The organism is Microbulbifer maximicatervae (SeqCode) (assembly GCF_052466985.1).
In genome coordinates, this window is sequence record NZ_CP174298.1 from 1,349,464 (window position 1) to 1,371,601 (window position 22,138).

Sequence of the window (22,138 nt, forward strand, 5' to 3'; positions counted from 1 at the left end):
ACTGTCCCAACAACTATTGGCGCTTTATACCACAGAAATAAGCAAGAATTCGACAAGTCGCAATAGTCAATAGCACAGAGTTTCAACTTGACTGAGAAAATCAGTAGCTAGTGTATGGAAAAGAGCTGGATAGCTATACGAGGTGGCACCTGTGACCAAAATGGGCCTAACGTTCAAAATATGAATGGGGTTAAAGGGATTTGCTGTTATTATCCTTTTGATTAAGAGCGCAAAGCTCCCCATCTGCAAACTCTGTTAAGTGGAATAGGTAACGGGCAAAATCCCTTATGTTGGAAAAATTAGGTAAGTTATTGGATGTTGAAGAGCTGGATCGAAATCTCTTCCGCAGTCGTCATCACGTTGAAAATTATCGTAAAGTGCTTTTTGGCGGGCAAGTTCTGGGCCAAGCACTGATGGCAGCAACTCGTACCGTTGAGCATCGCCTACCCCACTCCCTGCACGCCTACTTCCTCCGCCCTGGCTCTAGTGAGCTACCGGTGATCTACGAAGTAGACCCAATCCGCGATGGCGGTAGCTTTACCACTCGTCGCGTAGTCGCCAAGCAGCGCGGGCGCGCGATCTTCAATATGTCCGCCTCCTTCCAAATTCGGGAACCAGGATTTGACCACCAGGCCGACCTGCCTTGTGTCGAGATTCCCTCTCCTGAGAGCCTGAAAAACACCCAGGAGCTGGCCCTGGAAGCTGGATTGGTTAGCCCGCAGTACGATCAGCGGCGCTATATGATCGATTTTCGTCCGGTAGACCCGCAAAGCTACTTTGGCGCTGAAACTCGCGAAGCCAAATGCATGTTCTGGCTGCGGGCAGAGGGCGAGATGTCGGATGACCCGATGGAGCACCGGGCAGCACTTTGCTATGCATCCGATATGGGACTCCTGGGTACCTCCCTACAGCCGCACGACATATCCTTATTCGACCCCCAATTGATGCCGGCGAGCGTTGACCACGCGATGTGGTTTCACCGCGATTTCCGCCTGGATCAATGGCTTCTCTATGTAACGGATAGCCCTTCGGCAACCGGTGCCAGAGGCTTTACCCGCGGCCAGATTTTCACCCGCGACGGAACGCTGGTAGCGTCTACCTGCCAAGAGGGACTGATTCGACAAATAAAAAATTAAATCAGTGGTTTACAGCAGAAAAATTGCTGCTATAGTGCCGCCCCTTCGCAAATGTTGCGGAACAAAAAACGGTGAGTAGCGCAGCCTGGTAGCGCACTTCGTTCGGGACGAAGGGGTCGGAGGTTCGAATCCTCTCTCACCGACCATACAAAAAGAAAAAGCCCGCTTTTAGCGGGCTTTTTTGTGTTTATGATTTCATTCCTAGTAGAGCTTTTACTCTAAAGGTTTACATGGGTAATTACACAGCTGCCTTGAGGGTGTAATTTCTTAGTTGTTTATCGGTGAAAATAGTTAAGCCAGCCATACTCAAGGCCTAGCCGGTATTTTTGAACCCAATTCTTTATTTGCCCCCAACGCATCTGACTTTTGTAGTGCGCTTCCGCATTAGCCCCTGATTTAACGAAGCTGAATAGCAAGTGGCTCTAAGGTGGGGCCCCAACAAGGTACAAGTAGGAGTTGCTTGCACTTTTTCCAGGTGCGATGTGCTGAGGGAAAGTAAGGGGCAATCTGAACGGTTTTTCGTCAGCTCAAGCTAAAAGTTCAGAGTCAAAAAAGCCCGCTAAAGCGGGCTTTTTCTTTTTGTATGGTCGGTGAGAGAGGATTCGAACCTCCGACCCCTTCGTCCCGAACGAAGTGCGCTACCAGGCTGCGCTACTCACCGAGGCCGCGAATACTACTCATCCATTTTTCAAAGATCAAGTAATTTTTGGCGCGAATGTCATCATGAGTCATTTTGCCGACACAACCGGTCTTTGAGCTGTCCTCAAAGGCAGTCTAATCCGCATTATAGCTGGACCTCCCCGGCTCCAAGCGCCTCTTTCTACACTGGAGATTCAAGCTTTACTGTTGCTAGTAATTGCCCCTATCTCCGACACATCCATTTAGTCTGCCAACTAACAACCAATCCCTTGTTCTCCCTGGGGTCGAACACTTTCCACCAATCTATCCACTCTCTGAACCCCTCTTCTCGTATACGGCAAACTGTGGTCGCCAAAAAAATACCGATATTATTTCTATCCACTTTCTTGTATTTACGTATCTTCAACGACTATCAAGTACTTTTAGTTTTGAGAGCACACGTATAAAAAAATGCAAAGCTCTCCACGGAGAATGCAAGAGTTTGGTACAGAAAAACCAAGAAGGGTATACAGCGCGAGGCAATAGCAAATTACATTGAAACGCAACTAGATATCGTTTTTTGATGTTTTGAGTAAGTAGACCTTTACATAAAAGCGAACTGATAAGTTCTATAAGTTACTTTTCCAAGACATCGATATATACAGTTACCTTTAAATTCCAGTTCGCTATTTACGGATATTTCTACAAGTGCCGCTATTTTTCACCGGGAACCCGAGGGGATTTTTCCCGAGCCCTAACACCAACACAAGGGAGCAGCACCCTGCACGCCACAAGAATATTAACCGCTCATTTAAGTAGCAAATCCCGAGTGAGACTTTATTTTTAAAAAATCCTCCTTTTGGAAAAATTACAAAATTTTAAGAAAAATAGTGACTACAATTGCGCCCCCATTACCTTTTTGTTTCCCGCTCCATTTTTTTTCAAACTTTCCCTGTGCTTCTGAAAAGCTTCTCTATACTCAGATCAGCCGGCTGAGTGTCCGTCGCAAGATGCAACAACTCGAAAGCTCATTACCGATTTATTATCAGCAGGCTGATCCTAAAAACGGGGCTCTATCAAGCTCCAAAATTCTCACCCGTAAACCATGAAATAACCTGGGCGATAGCCCCCTATCGTCATTGGTCTACTCGAGGAGTACGTTCATGTACCAACCATATGCATATGCTCAAGGGATCTTTGGACAACCACAAAACTATGCCGCACCTCCGATTAATCCGGTCGTCGGACTCACTCCCCCCCAGCCATACCTACCGCTTCAACAGTTAGCACCACAAGGGTTGCTGGGAGAGTTTATTAGCCGCGCAGCTCCGGTAGTTGGTGGCATTGTCGGTGGACCACAAGGTCAATTGATCAATGCACTCGGCGGATTGGGCCAAGTACTGCCCTTCCAGGCCGCACCACAGCTTCCACACCAGTTAGCGCCCCACATTCCTCAGCAGCTTGCTCCACAGATTCCACCTCAGTTCGCTCATCAGTTTGCCCCCCAAAACTATCTCAGCGAATTGATAAATCGCGCGGCCCCTGTTTTGGCCAGTTACATCAATAACCCTCAGGCACAGCTAATCAATGCAGCCACCCAACTAGGTCAGCTCTTACCCTATCAAGCCGCTCCGCAACTGCCACCGCAAGGTCTCCTCGGTGAACTGGTTAGCCGTGCCGCACCTGTTCTTGGTAACTACATTGGTGCGCCCCAACAAGGTCAACTCCTTAACAACTTGGCGCGCCTTAGCCACCTACTACCCTACCAGGCCGCACCGCAATTCGCGCCACACCTCGTTCCTCAGACCTACGTCGGCCAACCGGTAAATCAACTGGCACCTGTGGCTCCGGAGCAGTATGGGTCGGTTCCCCCGCAGGCTTTTGCACCACTGAGTCAACCGGTGCCATTCCAGGCTTTCCCGCAGCCGCCACAGCAACCTTTTCAGAATTTGAGTGGCATCGGACAACCACTGCCCTATCAGGCAATGCCGCAACCCAACTCAGCCTTTCAGCAACAAGCTTATCTGCACTAAAAATGATGCAAAAAGGGGCTTCACGCCCCTTTTCCTGGGGGTGGGTTCGCCCCTGCCCTACTTTGGATAGCACAGTCACAATGAGAAGAAAATGAAGAAGTTTGAGCAATATGTAGCCGTACCCAATCGTAAGGTATCAGCTAGCACTCTGGAGCTAGAGGAGCTGGTGAAGGAAGCTTCAAATTGCCCCGATGTTAAGGACGTTACTTTGCGCAAAAGCAACGTCACCCTTGTGGCTACACCCGATGCCGTCGACGACCTAAGAAAGAAATTGAGAGGCAAAGTAATTATTGATCCGGATCAACCTATCCACCCTCTCAATTGAGACTGAAACCCACTCGATTCACCACTTTCAGACGTTTCACACGCGTACTAAATCAGTACCGCACTGAAAGCGAAGGAACATGAACATGACTGAATCCCGACAAGAAAAGGCCGCAGGAGAACCTTCGGTCGAGGTTGCAGAGAAAGTCGAGCTACTTATTTCACCCCGCCGCAGCCTAATGGCTAAATCCATGGGCGTGCAGCCATTGAGCTCGGGCTCAATGCACCATGTGATTTCCACTATTGCCAGGCAGGCAGGTTGTGAGGTGCTTCGTGAAATACGCCCCGGCAGAAAACTAAAAACGCTGTCTTCCGCCGATGAGGCCACCAATATTTACAAAGTCCGTATGGATGTGGATGCTGCTGCGGCACTTTACCAGACCACTCCACCAAACGTCGCCGTTGAACTGGACTCACTTCTCTCTTACGGGCAAGCGAGTTATTCGCCGACCTTTTCCGCAGTTTTTGCACAGCAACCCGGACTATTGCGTGAATACCATGTCCAGGCACAGCAGGTGCACTTCCGCGTTATCGGCGCAAAAGGTGAGCCCATACGCGACGCTCAAATAATTGTTGAAAGCGCGGGCTTTCCCCAGGAGGGGGTCACTAACAATAAAGGGGAGGTTGCGCTCAGTATTTTTGCGCAAAGCGGCGGCGCTCAAGTGAAATCACTTCTGATCCGTCCCGCCAAAGATTTCTGGAACAAATATATTCGCAGCCCCTCCCTATCGCTCACCGATGTGAACCTGGTGAAACTCCAACCTCTGAGCGAAGCCATACCCAACTTCCCCAATGATGCCTCCTATGGCTGGGGGCAAAAGTACATGGGCCTGGACCAGCTACCCGATGAATACACAGGCAAAGGTATCAAAATCGCAATCATCGATTCCGGTGCGGACAATAAGCACCCGATACTGAGCCATTTAAAGAATGGTATCGATGTCACCAATAATTACGATACCAATAGCTGGGTAGAAGATATCGTCGGCCATGGAACCCACTGTGCGGGAATTATTACAGGCCAACCCTCTGGCTCCGAGGCAATACGCGGATTTGCTCCTGAGGCCGAAATCTATGTATTCAAAGTTTTCCCCGGCGGGCAATTTAGTAGCTTGATTGATGCGCTCTCACATTGCATAGAGCTCGGCGTTGATGTGGTAAATATGAGCCTGGGCAGCTCTGATTCATCAGAGGCTGTTGAGCAGCAAATCGAGGAAGCGGTCCAACATGGTATCGCCTGTATAGTTGCCGCAGGCAACAATGGCGGGGCAGTCCAGTATCCAGCCAGATCCCCAAATGCTATGGCTGTAGGCGCTCTTGGAATGCTCAATGAATTCCCCAAAGATTCCTGGGAAGCGCAAACAGTAATACCCTCAACAGCATCAGCCGACGGTCTATTTGTTCCTAGGTTTAGCGCTTTCGGCCAGGAAATTTCTGTTGCCGCACCTGGTGTGGGTATCGTTTCGTCTGTGCCTGACAAAGGCTTCGATGTTCAATCAGGTACATCAATGGCCGCGCCGCATGTTACCGGTTTGGCAGCACTACTACTTGCCCACCATCCATTATTTAAAGGTGCGCTCCGGCAGAAAGATGTATCCAGAGTGACCGCCTTATTCCAACTGATCCAATCCTTGGCCGCACCAATGCCCCTCGGGGCAGAGAGAGTTGGCGCAGGTGTTCCCAAGCTTTTCGGTATCAACTCCGCTTTTGAGTCCGCTAAAGAGCAAGCAAGGGCCGCGGGTACTCATGCCGCAACCGCGCAAGGCCCCTCCCCAGCCACTCCATACTCTGGATTTACCATGAGTCCGTTACAGGGCTACCCCCCTCAAGCTACACCCAGTTGGCAGGGGCAGTTTGTGCCGGGAGGCTATTACCCTTCCGAAATAGCCGCGGTTAACCCCCAGCAACCAATGGTAAGCAGTTTTCCAGATGGATTTGCCCTGAGCGCCTACGGTATGCAGTTCGTTGATCCCCGTGCAATCAGATATTGGTAGCTCTGTCGCCATCATTAGTTAGACTGCAAAAGACCCTTCAAGACCGCAGCTATGCTGCGGTCTTGTTCTTCGTAGCGCTCAATTCCCACTTAGTCAGCATGCCTGCCCACTAACCCAGCCCTCTCAAAAGATGTTTGTGACGGCCCACCCATATCTATCTTCTTGTTTACTTATACGGGAAATGCTCATTAATATGTGCCGTTATATGATAACGACTTTGTAAGTGTATTCTTTTTAAGTGGTACATATCTGAAACCAATGCAATGAAACCTGACGGCACAAAACTGTCACCTCATAACTGGCTAGCTTGTGACCAGTTTGCTTGAAGGTGACACAAGGGCACCTGTAGGCTTAGATACTGTCGAAACGACTAATTGTTGGATTTCCCGCTGAAGAAATGATGCTTAAACGATTACTAACACTGCCGCTATTACTCGCCACTCTATCCCCTGCTGTTCAGGCTTATGAGATTCTTTACAGTGCAGAGATCTCACCCAACTCCAAGCTGGCTGAGGTGGAAATGGCGCTCAGCGGTGATGATATGCCAAGTAAGCTCGTTCTAAACTTGCGCTCTGGCCGCTATCAGGACCTGGAAAGTGACACCCCCCTAAAGATCGAGGGCGACAAAGCAACCTGGCAACCCGAAGGAAAGAACCCCGCCCTCAAGTACCGCTTTGTCATAGACAACCAGCGTAGCAACGGTGGCTACGATTCACGGATCACCAAAGACTGGGCAATTCTCCGCAGCGATAAATTGATTGCACCGGTATCGGCAACCAGCCGTGGCCGCTCTACCGCCCGCCTTAAGCTGGAACTTCCTGACCAATGGTATGCGGCCCTACCCTACCCTGAGATCGAAGATAACCTATACGAGTTATCTGACCCCAAGCGTAAGTTTGTAAGACCCAAGGGCTGGATGATTGTAGGGAAAATTGGCAGTCGGCAGGATATGATTGCCGGCACTGAAACCCGTGTTGCAGGCCCTAAAAATGAGAATATTCGGCGGCAAGACATCCTGGCCTTCCTAAATTGGAACCTGCCAGAGCTCAAGAAGATCTTCCCCCTCTTCCCTGATCATCTATTGATCGTAACCGCTGACGACCCCATGTGGCGCGGCGGACTGTCGGGAACACGCTCTTTATATATGCATGCTGATCGACCATTGATCAGCGGCAACCGCACCAGCAGCATGATCCACGAGTTAGTTCATGTGGGCACGGGAATTCACGGCGACGATGAGAGCGATTGGATTGTAGAGGGACTGGCTGAGTTTTACTCCCTGGAGATTTTAAGGCGAACTGGTGGCATCAGTGAAACCCGCTATCAGGAGGCAATGGATAAACTGATTAAATGGGGTAAGAAGGCTCCTTCACTATTAGTCGAACGCTCGTCCGGCCCCATTACCGCCCGTGCGGCCGGGGTAATGCAGCAACTGGATAAAGAGATTCGCGAGGCCAGCAATGGCAAGGCAAGTGTTGATGACGTCGCACGAGAACTGGCTCGAACACGCGGTGAAGTGACTCTGGAAAGGTTTAGATCCCTGTCTGAGAAAGCAGCCGGTAAACCCGTGGATACATTAGCCACAGAAAACCTGACAGACCGGCCGAAAGGCTCCAATAAACAGCAGACAAAAAAAAGCCCTGACGACGGGGGGGAGAGCGTCAGGGCCAAGACCATTAGGAGTGAAACTTGGAGGATTTCATCCTTGCTTCCGGGTGGCAGCCATGTGAGCCACCCTACCAGCATTACTAAACACGTTGGGGGAGATGTGTTAGCCAGATAAAGACAGTATCGAACACAGGTCACAGATTGCCAGCACACCTGAAGATTAATTTAGAACAAATGGAAATAGGTTCTTGAGCACCAGCGCTAAAAGTTATTACAGCCCTCCCCCACCATCAGAAGGTAACTTTTCCTACTTTTTTCACTTGTTTGCAACATTGATGAAAACAATGCTTGACTAATCCTCTAGAGTCCCTAAAATGGCGCCCACTTACACAGCGAAACGCACGTAAGTATAAGAAAACGCTAGGATTTTTCAGATTTATCAGATAGAATTCGCAGCGTTCTTTTCCGCCAAAGGCGGATAAAAAAGGCTAGGTGGCAGAGTGGTCATGCAGCGGACTGCAACTCCGTGTACGCCGGTTCGATTCCGACCCTAGCCTCCATTTTCCTCTTCATTGCAGTATCCTGTTGAACGCAATGAAAGTGAGAATGAAGGGCAACTATTAAACATCGCCCTCTCTCGCAAAGGATCTGCCCGGGTGGTGGAATTGGTAGACACAGGAGACTTAAAATCTCCCGGCTTCACGGCCGTGCCGGTTCAAGTCCGGCCCCGGGCACCAATCAGATCTTTGAAATTAATAAGTAACTCCCACTTCGTGCAAATCTGGCGCGCCCCATTTTTAGAATTAAATTTCTTCCACTGATACACCAGTAGTTACCGTTCCGCTTGTGCCGCCCATCAACCTACACTGAGCCTTATCGCCAGTTGGCCACCTTAAGATCCATCGTCCCTCAAGTTTCAGTTATAGAGCTACTGAGCCACTAAGCATCAACACCACCGGGCTCACTATTTCGCGAACATGCAAGACGGAAGAGTGTATAGCTTAAATAGACTTTAAGGGGTGCGAGACCTGCAACCTGATAATCACCGGAGGAATCTAGGGAGAAGCCGCACTCTATGGCAATTAGGCCGGCTACTTTTTATCTATCTTCGTTACAGCACGCCTCTTTATCAGGATGCCCGCTTGGCTACCAACGGCTTAGCCTTTGCGCTTCTCATGCCTTGGCTCTCAGAGGTGGCACCCCAGCATTTTAAATAAAATACTTATCTACGATGCAGTGAGAATCTGCATTTAGCCAGAAGTCCATGACCTCACCTTTAATCACCGTCGCAACTGAAGAGGCTAACCCCACATTATTGGAACCCTCTAAGGCAACTAAGAATGTTTTAAAATGGAATTCATTTATAACGAGGGCAGCAGCCTCGAGCTTCCCTGCACCTTCCTTGACAGCCTGAAAAATAGCAATTTACTTAGTCAACATTGGCTGGCTTGCAAGTAAATCGGCTTTGCTACCGATGCAGCAAAGAGAAAAACTCATTGCGTGTAGCTTGGTTGCTGCGAAAGGTACCGAGCATAGCCAAAGTTCTCATCATTGAATTTTGCTTTTGAGGACCGCGCATCATCATGCATGTGTGCCTGGCCTCAATAACTACAGCAACTCCGGTAGCACCAATGACACCTTGCAGGGTTTCAGCAATCTGAGTAGTAAGCCTTTCCTGGATTTGCAAGCGACGCGCAAACATATCAACGATACGCGCTAGCTTGGAAACACCTAAAATATTGCCATTAGGAATATAAGCCACATGACTGTGACCTATAAATGGTAGTAAGTGATGCTCACATAAGGAATAAAGCTCGATATCCTTAACTAGCACTATCTCATTGCTATCGAAAGGAAAAATCGCATTGTTGACTACATCTTCGATAGTCTGATCATAACCACGGGTCAGATATTTCATAGCAGTGGCCGCGCGCTCGGACGTGTCCTTGAGACCTGGGCGCTGTGGATCCTCACCTATTTCTTCGATAATTCGTGCGTAGTGTTCTTTCATACCATTCCCGCAACATCTTCACAGTCAAGTACATATTAAAGCTACCACCCACCCTGCTCACTCACAGCTCGGTAACAAGAACCGCATAGCCCCTGATAAAACCTTCTATACTTAAGAATAGACTCTTTCAAAAAAACTAAAATACAACCGAAATTTACACTGCCTTGGAGAACAACAGGTTAACTAAACTCATAAATAAGCCGTTATCAGGAAAAATAAAAGTATATCTCTTAATCATTTTTACCCGCAGCTCCCAAGTTAATTAAAGAACTTGAAGGTAGACCCTTGCTAAATGCATAAACTACACCTAACAAGACTTAATTTTTCATCAGAAAAATTAAATAGAATAACTTTCCACTTGAATTCGGCTAGGAAATACAAGAGAAATGGAAGCTCTCAAGACTCGAAAACTGATGCAAGAATCACAACAAAATAGTAAACCACATCTATTCTCAGCAATTTAAAGCTCGATTTACGATATAGAATATAATCATTAAGTACACTTTATTTTTTTGTTGTTTTTCATGGTCAGCCTTATATTAGGAATAGCTATATGGCATATCAAATCACAAAAACATTTAAGTTAGACATGGGCCATCGAACATGGAATCAGGACATGCGCAAAGGGCGCGGCAAAGAGTTCTACTCTGATGATATGCCGTATCCTTATAACAAATGCGCAAATCTACATGGCCACTCATTGTTAGTTTCAGTGACCTTATCTAGTGAAACAGTAGATCGCCAGAACTTTGTCATGGATACAGACCTATTTAAGGCACCTTTTCAAAAAATTATTGATCAAATGGATCATTCATTTATTGTTGATAAAAATGACCCACTATATCCAGACATAAAAAAAATTGTGGAGAAAGACAACTTAAGATTATATGTTGTCGACTTTCCCCCTAGCTTTGAGGCTTTGGCCAAATACTTTTATGGGTGTATGAAGGATATTATTGGCAAAACTGAACACGAGGGAGAAATTGAAGTACGCGAGGTAACAGTTACTGGTGAGCATATGACGGTAGAAGCAAGATACGGTATTAGTTAAAATTTTTGGAATCTCATAGCGCCCCTGCTATTTCTATAGACACAGAAATACCAGTCACTGCAATGATACTTTAAGCCACCCTCTAAAGGGGCCGAAACATACACCAAAGATACAAACCAATATCCGAATCAATCCTACCATTTCGGGAGCTCCAGTATCCGAGCCAACTTTTCCGGATGGGAGAATTTGAGGCAATACATCTCCCCTATCACCATAACTTTAGTTCCGACCTTTATTGGACAACCAGAGGTTCTTAGCCGCACCTCCACGCCTGTACACCTAGAAACACAGAAAAAAGAATCAAGCCCACCCCTTCAATTGCCAATGTATGCCATACGCTCATTTAACTACCCTAAACTAGAAATGAAATAAACCGACCAAGGAAGAATAAAAAAAACCGGCTTGGGGGCCGGTTCAAGAAAGGATGGTTGCTGCATGAAAACCAAAGCAGCTGTGAATATATTACCCCTCACACTAGAGAGCTGTCAATATATGCAGCTGTATAAATATACATGCATAGATGACATGTACGCCAATTTGAGAATCAGGCTTTGAAGCATTTAGTTTCGAGCGTTTCCGTTCTTTTGATGGCTGCTTAAAGAGGGGCATATCACTTCCCTAATTGAGTACTCAAGTTTAGCCATAATCCTGGCAAATCTATATTTCTACAATAAAATGTGTGTGTTGGTTTCAATTAAAAGAGGTCGGTCCACTCAATACAACGCTTAAGCTCGATTGGCTTAGGGAGAGAATAGCGCACCCGAATAGCAGCGCTGCCGAGTCAGTCACTCCAGAGCACTATTGTTCAATAATCCAGCAATGTTAAAAGTGGCACTCAGGTAAGCAATGGGATTGAGCTACTCATAATACGAGAAAACTCTCGCATTCATCACTGTCTCCAATGCGTACAAATTAGATACAAATTGCAGGTATAATCACCACCCGATATACCCTTTAGTACCTTAATCCAATTAGCTCGCTCCAGCAGGTTATACTCAACTAAAGCGAAGGTGGTTACTCATAAGCTCCAATACACACTTGCTCCAGAAACCCATCTAAGTTTTTTGAGGTAATCACCAAGAACAAAAAATGATCGACCGCAAGATACACCGGCCCCAGCTTTTATGAAAAACTTACAAAAAAAGATTCCAATGAAGATAAAGACACTACTTATAAATGCATTAATTTCTGCACTTTTCACTATCACGCTTTCCAGTTTCAGCTATGCAAAGGACGCTGAGCAGGTTGAATTTCTGAACCCAACAGGATCAGCCTCAAAGCTACCGTTTTCAGAGGCTGTAAAAGTTGGCAACCAGCTATTTCTTTCTGGCCAAATAGGGCTTTCACCGGAGACTAAGCGGTTAGCCCAAGGGGGATTCTCTGCGGAGACCAAACAGACTCTAGACAACATAAAGCAAACTTTGGAGCGCTACGACTACGAAATGAAAGATGTCGTTAAATGCACGGTCATTTTAACAGATATCAAGAATTTCCCTGAATTCAACAACATCTACCAAAAAGCTTTTGCCTCCCCCTACCCTGCAAGGACTACCTTTGCAGTGGAGTCCCTAGCGCTGGACGCCCAAATTGAAATTGAGTGCATCGCTGCCAAGTAGTCAATATTAAAACTGGGAGTGCCAGACTAATCCCCCTAATTGACTCATCAGGACTTTTACTGCGGTCTAAATTCTCTAGTATACGCTTGCACTTAAACTCAACGCACAGGGTCGCCTAAGCGACCCTGTGATACCTCAGGAAATCAACAACCCGGCTTACTTATCTAAAAGTTGAAATCATCCAGCTTCCACCAGCAGTGCCCATCGCCAGGTATATCAAAGCCAGCTGATGTAATTCGGCCTTAAAGCGGTTGTATCCGTTAAATACAAAGGAACCAAAATTGGGGTCAAAAAGTCTCCAGGTATTACCATTCTGTACTTGAATTGCAATTGCATGGCCGCTGTTGGGGCCCAGGAATCCTATCAATGCAAAGCCTTGATTAAGGCGGGCCATCCCCTGCCGTATCCATCGCAAAAATGTGGAAAAAGGCTCAAATGGGTTCAACTGATGCCCACGGGCGATACAGTGCTCGGTATACCCATCTGTCCGACAAATCGTCCTTAACCCTGACGATATACCCATCACATTTCCCTGTATCTGCTGCTGCGCGGAAATTGCCCTTTGCATTGTATAGATAGGCTGCCCAAAGGTGGTGGTCGACCCGCCAACAGCTCTTAAAAACATACCTGGAGTTGCTCTGTTGAGAGCGTTTCCAATTCCCGTATTATGGTAACGCTGTTGCAGTCCTGCCTGGAGGTGCATATTTATATGACCGCCGGGTTGCAAGCCGAGTCTCACCCACATGTAGGATAATGCGTAACAAACTCCGCGCCTTACGTCATTGTGGACACCGGGTTGGATGTAATTTGCCTGATCCAATAGAAATTCTGTTTCTGTTAGTTTTGGATTGAACATGGAGGTCTCCCTATTCTTTAGAGATAGTGGACTTTTGCCTATCCGCGGTATCGCGGCCCATGTTCTATTTTTCTCACCTACAGTTTTATCTCTATCAATTTTCTTGTGGCTTTTTTAGCTTTAAGTCATTTTAAAAAGTAAACCGGAATTTGATTACACTTGATTTCAATTGGCTTTTCAGGAGGTTAAGGTCAAAATATGATACAAATTTCCAGTTTAAACTGCGTTTGGATAAGTGCAGAAAGTAAATTTATTTTTAATCATATACGAGTACAAGTATTGCGCTGGTAATAACAAACTCATCAGAACAGTGAGCTATCAAATACCAGCGCTAATATATCTGTTGAGAAGGCTGCGGAATCTAAATTCAACCTTCCTATATGATATTAACTGGGAAGTTGAGTAAGGAAGAAATCTCTCAGGTTCTCACCCATTACTTTGCGGATCTCTTCTTCAGTAAACCCTTGCCGAAGCATTTCTGCGGTAAGCACGCCCAGTTCACTTACATCAAATGCAACCTTTACACTACCGTCATAGTCCGAGCCCAATGCGACATGATCCACACCCAGTGTATCAATGGCATAACGAATGGATTTAACAATGCTCTTGGGGCTTGTATCGCAGACAGCACCAGGCCAGAAACCAATTCCAACCAAGCCTCCTTTACCCGCTATCTCCTTCATTAGCTCGTCACTGATATTCCGGCGTGAGTTACACGCCCCTTGAAGCCCGGTATGGGAAACAATCACTGGGCGCTCGGCAATATCCAAAACTTCGCGGACGACCTGCTCGGAGGAGTGGGCGACGTCAATCACAATAGAGTGCCTTTCCATCTCCTGCACTGCTTTCCGGCCAAATGCGCTCAAACCTTGCCCGCTTTCTCCATGCAGGGAGCCACCCAGCTCATTGTCGAAAAAGTGTTGCAATCCCATCACCCGGAAACCAGCATCGTATAGGTGGCCGATGTTTTCGATCTTCCCTTCCAAAGGATGGGCACCTTCAGTGCCAAGGAGTGCAGCCAAAACCTCTCCGCCCTGCTTCCTTGCTGCAAGCACCTGTTGTAAATCTGCCGCACTTTTGACGATACGTATTTGGTCAGGCGCAGATTGCTGTAGCGCATTAACACGCTCTGCATGATAGAGCGCCCGCTGATACAAGCTGCCCCACGCCTTTACTGGCCACGCCTGAGCAATTGCCAACAAGGTTATATTATCGCCAGCTTTGCTGGAGTTCTTTTGATAGTTCTGCCCCCGGGGAGACTTGGTAACTGATGTGAAGACCTGGATACCCAGATTACCTTCTCTCGCCCGGGGAAGGTCCAGATGACCATAGTCGGCTCGCTTCCTCAAATCCCTGGCCCACAGGAAACTATCTGCGTGGAGATCACCTACCAATAGACTTTGGTGTAGCGCTTTAGCCTCAGGTGACAGCGCTGCAATTTTGCCCGGCTCTACTTTGTTCATCGACTTTTCAATAGCCGGAAGCAAAAGCCATTTCCAGCTGGCGAACAATATCACCACCATTGTTGTCAGAAGAATGAACCACTTGCTCATCTATTGTCTCCATTAGTAGAAATCCATGGGGAAGTTTGCACAGAGGCAACAACCTTCTTCGATCCATCAGGATCGCAGAATGAAGCAATTCGAGCGGTTGCTCAATAAGCAAGCAAGAGAAATAAAACTGTGGTGGTCGTGGAATAAGCGCTGGGACACCAACCTCGTACTTATCAGAAGAGAGAAAAATGAAGGACAAGCAGTGATCAAACTTTTACAACTGAACTTACTCGTATTATTCGCTCTATTCATGGGTGGTTGCGCCGCTTTATCGCCCAATTTTCAGCAGCCCGAGGTTGAGATTATTGGGCTGGAGCCGCTTCCTCCTGCCGTCGGCAGCGATCTGCGCTTCAGAATCCATTTGCGCATTTTCAACCCTAACAACCAAGAGCTACCCCTCTCCGGGATCTACTACAAGCTCAGTCTTGCCGGCCACAAAGTGATGACAGGAACCTCAAACAACTTATTGCCCATTGCCCCCTATGGCCAGGATGACATCTCGGTAGACGCAACTGCGAGCTGGATGGGGTCTCTATTCGCTGCCGCTGAATTAGCGAATAGTGGGCAGCAATCGGTACCCTATGAACTTCAGGCAAAGATTGGCCTGAGCAGGTCCATTGTGCCTTCCATTACAGTGCAGCGAAGTGGCGAAATTCGACTAAATCAGAATCTGGGCCTCTACCACTAGCCCAAGCCTACTCACTTTGGATATAGCGTTTTAATCTCCCCAGTCGCCGACCTTGTCGGCACCGGGGATTTGATACTCGAGATAGTCTTCAACAGTGAATGGCATCTCACTGATGACTGCGCGCACGCGCTCACCAATAGCCTGTGTCTCAGGGCGCGCATTGGCCAGCCCGGTATAGGGTATGCCTTTGCCGCTGGCTACGTCTGGATATTTACGTTTGAATAAACGGTGGCGAGCCACCATATGATTGAACTGGCCCTGGGTGTAAATTAACGGCACCAACTGCGGGGACTCCTCCCGGGGGTCCATATATAAATCGTAATAAGCCTCCGGCATCCCCGACCCTGCCACCTCCCCCGCTCCCAGCCAATGCCTCTTATATCGCCCCTTTACTGTTGCCCCCAATTCCTTACCCGTATAAATAAATACATAATCCCGGCGGCCATGAGTATCGCCGTTTAGGAACAGAGCGGTCTGGTCGAGGCCATCAACGACGCGATCCGTGGGAATAGCATCAGTTGCTCCACCCAAGCGAGCGAAAGTCGTATACAGGTCAGTGATATGAATAATATCTCCTGCCGTTTGTCCCGCTTCGATAGTTCCTGGCCACCAGGCAAAAGCAGGTACGCGAACGCCGCCCTCAGTAAAATCCCCTTTGCCACCCCGATACAACATGGGCAGCATTCCCCACCCCGCCGGCGGACTGTGAACCATAGGGCCGTTATCCGCCATTGCAACGAACAAGGTATTTTCAGCGAGCCCTAAGCTTTTCAATTCTTGCATCAGCACCCCGACAAAGTTATCCATCGCCGGGAAAGCATCGGCAACCATCAGCCCGGCTACCGAGCGCTTGGGGTTATACATCGCCATGAAATTAAGGAGATTGGGCCAGTAGGCAACGAAAAACGGTTTCTTCTGCTCTGCACTGCGACGAATAAACGCCAGCGTTCTCTGTTCTGCTTCTGGATCAAACTTAGCGAAGCACTCGTTGGATGTTCCGCACCATTCCCTCCCGGGTTGTCCCTTTTTCCCTTCAATATTCATTACCCAGCCAGCGGGAATCAGACCAGGGCTGTCCAACCGATAGGGATCAGGTGGATAGATTTCGGGGAACATGCCCAGCACCGCATTTGCTACATTTGCCTGGGGGTTAAACAGGGAGGTAATCTGGTTCATCGGAGTGAACAACGCCTCATCGAACCCCTGATTGTGTAAATAACTCTCCTCGATATCTCCAAGGTGCCCCTTGCCGAAAAAGCCTGTCGTATAACCCGCTTGCGAAAGTACCTCGGCAATAGTGACTTCTTCTGCGCGTAGACCGGAAAACTCATGGGGCATACCCACTTCACCCATGCCATAGCGCACCGGTAGCCGTCCGGTGAGCGCAGCAGCGCGGGTTGGTGTGCATGAGGGTTCAGAGTACATGCGGGTAAAATTGATACCCTCTGCAGCCATCTGGTTTAGATTTGGCGTTGAGTAGCCAAAGTTCTTTTGTAACGCAGGAAAGCCAACAGCTCCAAATGCAGTGTCATCCCACAGCAGGAATACTATATTCGGTGGCTGTCCATATTTCTGCCGCAACTGCTGTAAGCGTTGCTCAAGCTCCGCATCCTCTTGATCCCAACGTTCGCCGTTTTGCATCTTGAGAATATAAAACTCGGCATCGTGTACAACTTGCCCCTCGACATTGAGAGTGATGCAAAGCAGCCAGATCATAATCAGGTGGCTTTTGACGGACATGAGCTTCCTATAGATCGCAGAAAAGTATCTAACAATTTAGAGGAGCGCAGGGGCTTGGAAGAGGAAGAGCGAGTTTAAGCGGGGTAAAGAGCGCCTCGTTTTCCAGAAAATGCCAGAATCGAGGCGCCAATTTCGTGAGAGAAGTAAATTCCCCTCTATCTACTTATCCCGGCTGTCGGCCATAAGGGCGGGCCATGCGGCACGCAAGTACATCACCATTGTCCACAAGGTGAGGCCGGCAGCGATATAGAGCAGCAGATATCCAATAGTTTCCATCACCGGAAACTCTCTAACATCGAATGCAAGCAGAACAAGAATTGCTGCCATCTGTGCGGTGGTTTTGACTTTGCCTACATAGGAAACGGCAACACTGCTGCGCTGCCCGAGCTCGGCCATCCACTCCCGCAACCCAGAGACCGCGATCTCCCGACAGATAATCACCGCCGCAGCAATCGCAAACAGCGGATTGTCATGCAGCCCCACCAACAAGACCAATGCAGTAGCCACCATTAGCTTATCGGCAACCGGGTCCAGAAAGGCCCCCAGGGCAGTACTCTGATTTAATTTCCTGGCGAGATAGCCGTCAAGCCAATCGGTAACTGCGGCAACTGCAAAAATTGCAGCAGAAGCAATGTAACTCCACTTGTACGGCAAATAGAAAACCAAAACAAAAAATGGGATCAGAGCAACACGTAACAGTGTTAGTTGATTGGCGATAGTCATACTTTTCTCTATTCTTGCGGAGGGCGTACGTTATCAAGCCATCGCGCAAAATGAAACGCTTAAAAAAAACTGGCCATTTAATCGCCAGCTCAATCCTGTTCTACTCGTGGTGTAGTGCCGAGTATATATCCTGAGCCAGTTTCCGGCTGATACCATCCACGCTGGCAATCTCCGTTACTGTTGCGCGTTTTAGCTCCTGTAAACCTCCGAAATGTCGCAGCAGCGCCCTGCGGCGAGTGGGCCCTACTCCAGCGATACCTTCCAATGGAGACTCCCTGCGTTTTTTATCCCGTTTTGCCCGGTGGCCAGCGATAGCAAAGCGGTGCGCTTCGTCTCGCACTTGTTGAATTAAGTGCAGCGCTGATGAGTCGGCGGAGAGTACAAGCTCTTTGTTACTTGAAACCACATGTAATGTTTCAAAGCCCGCTTTTCGTGTAGTTCCTTTGGCAACACCAATAATTTGCACTCCGACAATGCCCAGCTCATTCAGAGCTTCGACCGCTTGTGTAACCTGGCCCCTCCCCCCGTCGATCAACAGGATATTGGGGAATTTGCCCTCGCCACCGGAAAGGCGTGTATAGCGCCGCTTTAGCGCCTGCCCCATTGCCGCATAATCATCGCCCGCCTGGATACCCTCAATATTGAATCGGCGATAATCCGACTTCACCGGGCCTCCGGTATCAAATACAACACAGGACGCAACCGTGGCCTCACCGGAAGAATGGCTGATGTCAAAGCACTCAAGCCTCTCCGGGAGCTGCTCCAGTTCTAATACTTCCTGGAGCTTCTCGAAACGGTTGTAGAGTTTTTGCTGGGCTGCAGTTCGACTAGTCAAATTCTGTTGCGCTGCCTGTTGCGCCATTTCAACCCAAGTGGCCCGCTTGCCACGCAACTTATGGGTGATACCGACATCGCGACCACACTGCTCGCTAAGAGCCTGTTGAAGTGGCTCGAGATCCTGTAAGGCCTCTGAAACTAAAATCTCACGGGGGATCTCTCGGGGACTGCCCAGGTAAAATTGCGGAACAAATGCGGAAAGTAGCTCTGGCGGTGTGAGTCCCAGGCGCTCACTGGGAAAATAACTGCGACTCCCCAGAATTCGCCCCTGCCTGACAAACAGAACGTGTACGCAACAGCTGCCGCCCTCACTGGCTATTCCCAGCACATCCACATCGCCACTTGCACCCTCAGCTACCTGATCCGCTTGTAGACGACGCAGCGCGGAAATTTGGTCCCGCAGTCTCGCGGCTTTTTCAAATTCCAGCGCCCGGGATGCCTCATCCATTTGATCGGCCAACTCTTGGATAATGCTGTCACTTTTACCCGTGAGAAACATCTCTGCATGGCGAACATCCTGGCGATAGTCCTCGGGAGAAATAAAATCGACACAGGGAGCGGTGCAGCGCTCTATCTGATATTGAAGGCAGGGCCTTGAGCGGTTGCGAAAAACACTGTCTTCACAAGAGCGGATTCGAAAAGTTTTTTGCAAAAAGTTCAGGCTGTCGCGAACCGACGATGCATTTGGAAAAGGTCCGAAGTATCGGCCTTTCTTGCGCTTGGCACCACGGTGGAATGCAATACGGGGAAAAGTGTCATTGCTGGAAAGAAAGATATAAGGATACCCTTTATCATCCTTCAGCATCACATTGTATGGGGGCCGCTGGGACTTGATCAGGCTTTGTTCAAGCACCAGGGCTTCGGTTTCACTGCGCGTAACGGTGACTTCGATGTTTCCAATACGCTGCACCAGCGCCATGGTTTTTGTCGTTAGTCCGGAGCTCCGAAAGTAGCTCGATAACCGATTGCGAAGGTTCTTGGCTTTCCCTACGTAGAGGATTTTATTTTCGGCGTCGAACATCTGGTAGACGCCGGGTTTGCGAGTTACTGTCGCGAGGAAACGCTTGCTGTCGAACATCTGGCAACCGGCCTCAATATTTTAAGAAATCAGCCACTTTTCAATTAAAGTGCAGCATCTGGGTCGAGAATTTGGTGTTTAACAGCGAGGATCGTCAACTCTACATCACTATTAATATCCAACTTCTCAAAAATCCTGTAGCGGTAGCTATTCACCGTTTTGGGGCTTACCGAGAGAGACTTTGCAATATCCGCAACCTTGGCGCCATTGACGATCATGTCTGCAGTCTGCAATTCCCTTTTAGATAATTTTTCAAACGGAGATTGCTGATCATCCTGGCCACTGACACTGCGCATCGCCATTTTGGTTGCCATGGAATTACTGATAAAAACACCACCTGAAATAACCGTCCGTATCGCTCGAACCATTTCTTCAAGGTCCGCGCCTTTAGTCACGTAACCCATTGCCCCAGCCTGCATCAAGCGGCCCGGGAATAAATCATCATCGAGTGCACTAACGGCAACAACCTTAGCCTCCGGGCACCGCTGCAGCAGCTTTCTAGTCGCTTCAAGGCCGCCCATACCTGGCATTTTTACATCCATCAGAATGACATCAACATTAGACCGGCGAACGAATTCCAGGGCCTCCTCGCCACAGTTTGCCTCTCCGGCGACTTCTATATCCTCAACATCACCCAGCATGCGCGAAATGCCCATTCGCACAAGATCGTGATCATCCACCACTAAGACTTTGATCAAGCTATCCCCAACTACGGATAAGTGCAGTGGCTACGCCGCGTATACATCCCCAACGCACGAGCTCTATAAACTGCGTTCTTCTTTTTAGCTCACGGTGAAACTACCCCGTGTAGGTCCCCCCGGAACCCAACCGCAACATACCAGACAAAAACGCTACTGCAAAGCAGAAGCACCGTTTCAAATGCTGCTGAACAGACATTTGACCACAGGATCTTGCTGCCTTTATAACATTTAATTATAGCGTAAAAACGTACCAATTAATTTTTCTGCGATCAAGATGAGCACTTCCGCAAAATTTGCGATAGAAGATTCATTTTATCGCAGAAAATATTTATGAAAGAAATCGGAATATGAGAAAATGTAAGAGGTTGAATTCGTTATAACAAAATAATCGTCAACAACTAGAACAATTCTCTACTGATATTCAGGCTGAAAACTGCCAACCCCACCCAATAATTTGCACTTTTCTATTGGGTACTTGCTAACTGCAATTCAGTGAAGAATAAAAGGAAGGATTGCCCGCACCCTCATGCAAACAATCTTGAATGGGTTAAGGGTAATAGCGCGGCTCAGGCTCCAGGGTAACACCAAACTTAGCCTGCACATCAGAAGCGATAGCGCGAGCCAATCTTGTCACTTCATCACCCCGGCCCCGGCCGGGATTAACCAAAACCAATGCCTGCTGGTGGTGAACTCCAACCGCTTCTTGCCGCCTGCCCCGCCAACCAGCGCGATCAATTAGCCAACCTGCCGCCAGCTTCCAACCTTCACCGCTGGCATAAGCTACTAAATCGGGATGTTCCGATTTTAGGTTTTGGTAAATGTCCGCATTCACCACAGGGTTTTTAAAGAAGCTGCCAGCGTTGGGAATTTGATCGGGGAGCGGCAATTTACTGTTGCGAATATCGATAACCGCAGCGGAAATTTGCGCGGGTGTTAAGGAGTTACAATCCCAACCTTGCTGGTCAATAAATTGCTGTAGAGCCGGGTAAGCTACCTTGGGCTGCCAATCTTGCGCAAGGCGAAGATTAACCTGGGTAATAATAAATTGATCGCGCAACTGCCCTTTAAACACACTGTCCCGGTAATCAAACTCACAGTCCGAAGCGGAAAAGTTATGTAGTGCACCTGTAGAAATTTCCATGGCCTGCAAGCTGCAAAAACAGTCGCGCAACTCTACGCCATAGGCGCCGATATTTTGGATTGGGGCTGCCCCCACTTTACCTGGAATCAGCGCAAGGTTTTCCAAGCCTCCCATGCCCTGCTCAACAGTAGACATAACCAGCTGGTGCCACCCCTCCCCGGCCGCCGCCTCAATCGTACCGCCACGACCATTGGGAGTAATTGTTAGCCCTCGCAGCCCGACCTGAATGGCAAGCCCGGGAAAGTCTCCCGTTAATACGATATTACTGCCCCCACCCAACGGCAGAATCGGCAAACGCTTCTGCTGCGCAAAACTCAAAGCCTCACGCAATTCATCCAAGGTTTCCACACGCGCAAAGTAAGCGGTGTTTGCTGAAATTGCGAGAGTATTGTGGGGCTGTAAATCGATATTGACTTCAATCATTAGGTTC

At 48.4% G+C, this 22,138-nt stretch carries 16 protein-coding genes and 4 tRNA genes; 11 read left to right on the plus strand and 9 right to left on the minus strand.

What is annotated here, in order from left to right:
* The first annotated feature begins 287 nt into the window (after positions 1-287).
* Both ACJJI3_RS05935 and ACJJI3_RS05940 read left to right on the plus strand, forming a co-directional pair.
* Positions 288-1,136 (plus strand): acyl-CoA thioesterase, encoded by an 849-nt coding sequence (locus ACJJI3_RS05935; protein WP_282932695.1) that lies wholly within the window; start codon positions 288-290, stop codon positions 1,134-1,136.
* A 69-nt stretch (positions 1,137-1,205) separates the two neighbouring features.
* Positions 1,206-1,282 (plus strand) — tRNA-Pro (locus ACJJI3_RS05940).
* A 438-nt stretch (positions 1,283-1,720) separates the two neighbouring features.
* Here ACJJI3_RS05940 and ACJJI3_RS05945 read toward each other — a convergent pair.
* Positions 1,721-1,797, minus strand: a tRNA-Pro gene (locus ACJJI3_RS05945).
* Between the two features lie 1,120 nt (positions 1,798-2,917).
* Here ACJJI3_RS05945 and ACJJI3_RS05950 point away from each other — a divergent pair.
* From ACJJI3_RS05950 to ACJJI3_RS05975, 6 genes are all read left to right on the plus strand, one after another.
* On the plus strand, positions 2,918-3,787 hold the full coding sequence (locus ACJJI3_RS05950) for a hypothetical protein (protein ID WP_444941833.1): 870 nt from the start codon (positions 2,918-2,920) through the stop codon (positions 3,785-3,787).
* 91 nt (positions 3,788-3,878) lie between these two features.
* Positions 3,879-4,112 carry a hypothetical protein gene (locus tag ACJJI3_RS05955; protein WP_444941834.1) on the plus strand — a complete coding sequence of 78 codons (234 nt, stop codon included), beginning with the start codon at positions 3,879-3,881 and terminating at the stop codon, positions 4,110-4,112.
* Between the two features lie 85 nt (positions 4,113-4,197).
* Complete coding sequence (locus ACJJI3_RS05960; RefSeq protein WP_444941835.1) at positions 4,198-6,105, plus strand: S8 family serine peptidase; 1,908 nt, start codon at positions 4,198-4,200, stop codon at positions 6,103-6,105.
* Positions 6,106-6,502: 397 nt separating this feature from the next.
* Positions 6,503-7,888, plus strand: a complete 1,386-nt coding sequence (locus tag ACJJI3_RS05965) for a hypothetical protein (RefSeq protein ID WP_444941836.1) — start codon at positions 6,503-6,505, stop codon at positions 7,886-7,888.
* A 311-nt stretch (positions 7,889-8,199) separates the two neighbouring features.
* Positions 8,200-8,273: transfer RNA gene (locus ACJJI3_RS05970), tRNA-Cys, on the plus strand.
* 90 nt (positions 8,274-8,363) lie between these two features.
* Positions 8,364-8,450, plus strand: a tRNA-Leu gene (locus ACJJI3_RS05975).
* A 731-nt stretch (positions 8,451-9,181) separates the two neighbouring features.
* Here the strand turns inward: ACJJI3_RS05975 and folE are convergent.
* Positions 9,182-9,724, minus strand: coding sequence for a GTP cyclohydrolase I FolE (folE, locus tag ACJJI3_RS05980; protein ID WP_444941837.1), 543 nt, complete (start codon positions 9,722-9,724; stop codon positions 9,182-9,184).
* 553 nt (positions 9,725-10,277) lie between these two features.
* Between folE and ACJJI3_RS05985 the strand changes: the two genes are divergently transcribed.
* Positions 10,278-10,775 carry a 6-pyruvoyl trahydropterin synthase family protein gene (locus ACJJI3_RS05985; protein WP_444941838.1) on the plus strand — a complete coding sequence of 166 codons (498 nt, stop codon included), beginning with the start codon at positions 10,278-10,280 and terminating at the stop codon, positions 10,773-10,775.
* Between the two features lie 1,151 nt (positions 10,776-11,926).
* Positions 11,927-12,391 carry a RidA family protein gene (locus ACJJI3_RS05990; protein WP_444941839.1) on the plus strand — a complete coding sequence of 155 codons (465 nt, stop codon included), beginning with the start codon at positions 11,927-11,929 and terminating at the stop codon, positions 12,389-12,391.
* Positions 12,392-12,551: 160 nt separating this feature from the next.
* Here ACJJI3_RS05990 and ACJJI3_RS05995 read toward each other — a convergent pair whose 3' ends face one another.
* Complete coding sequence (locus tag ACJJI3_RS05995) at positions 12,552-13,247, minus strand: YopT-type cysteine protease domain-containing protein (RefSeq protein WP_444905356.1); 696 nt, start codon at positions 13,245-13,247, stop codon at positions 12,552-12,554.
* A 386-nt stretch (positions 13,248-13,633) separates the two neighbouring features.
* Positions 13,634-14,800, minus strand: a complete 1,167-nt coding sequence (locus ACJJI3_RS06000) for a dipeptidase (protein ID WP_444941840.1) — start codon at positions 14,798-14,800, stop codon at positions 13,634-13,636.
* Between the two features lie 79 nt (positions 14,801-14,879).
* Between ACJJI3_RS06000 and ACJJI3_RS06005 the strand changes: the two genes are divergently transcribed.
* Positions 14,880-15,488, plus strand: a complete 609-nt coding sequence (locus ACJJI3_RS06005; RefSeq protein WP_444941841.1) for an LEA/WHy family protein — start codon at positions 14,880-14,882, stop codon at positions 15,486-15,488.
* Positions 15,489-15,518: 30 nt separating this feature from the next.
* Here ACJJI3_RS06005 and ACJJI3_RS06010 read toward each other — a convergent pair whose 3' ends face one another.
* The 5 genes from ACJJI3_RS06010 to murB all read right to left on the minus strand — a co-directional run bounded on the left by ACJJI3_RS06010 (position 15,519) and on the right by murB (position 22,131).
* Positions 15,519-17,228, minus strand: coding sequence for a sulfatase-like hydrolase/transferase (locus ACJJI3_RS06010; RefSeq protein ID WP_444941842.1), 1,710 nt, complete (start codon positions 17,226-17,228; stop codon positions 15,519-15,521).
* A 159-nt stretch (positions 17,229-17,387) separates the two neighbouring features.
* Complete coding sequence (pgsA, locus tag ACJJI3_RS06015) at positions 17,388-17,951, minus strand: CDP-diacylglycerol--glycerol-3-phosphate 3-phosphatidyltransferase (RefSeq protein ID WP_444941843.1); 564 nt, start codon at positions 17,949-17,951, stop codon at positions 17,388-17,390.
* Between the two features lie 100 nt (positions 17,952-18,051).
* Positions 18,052-19,866, minus strand: coding sequence for an excinuclease ABC subunit UvrC (gene uvrC, locus ACJJI3_RS06020; protein ID WP_444941844.1), 1,815 nt, complete (start codon positions 19,864-19,866; stop codon positions 18,052-18,054).
* Positions 19,867-19,910: 44 nt separating this feature from the next.
* Entirely contained in the window at positions 19,911-20,564 is a 654-nt protein-coding gene (locus ACJJI3_RS06025; RefSeq protein ID WP_413665673.1) for a response regulator, read from the minus strand.
* Between the two features lie 550 nt (positions 20,565-21,114).
* Positions 21,115-22,131, minus strand: coding sequence for a UDP-N-acetylmuramate dehydrogenase (gene murB / locus ACJJI3_RS06030; protein WP_444941845.1), 1,017 nt, complete (start codon positions 22,129-22,131; stop codon positions 21,115-21,117).
* Between the last annotated feature and the right edge of the window lie 7 nt (positions 22,132-22,138).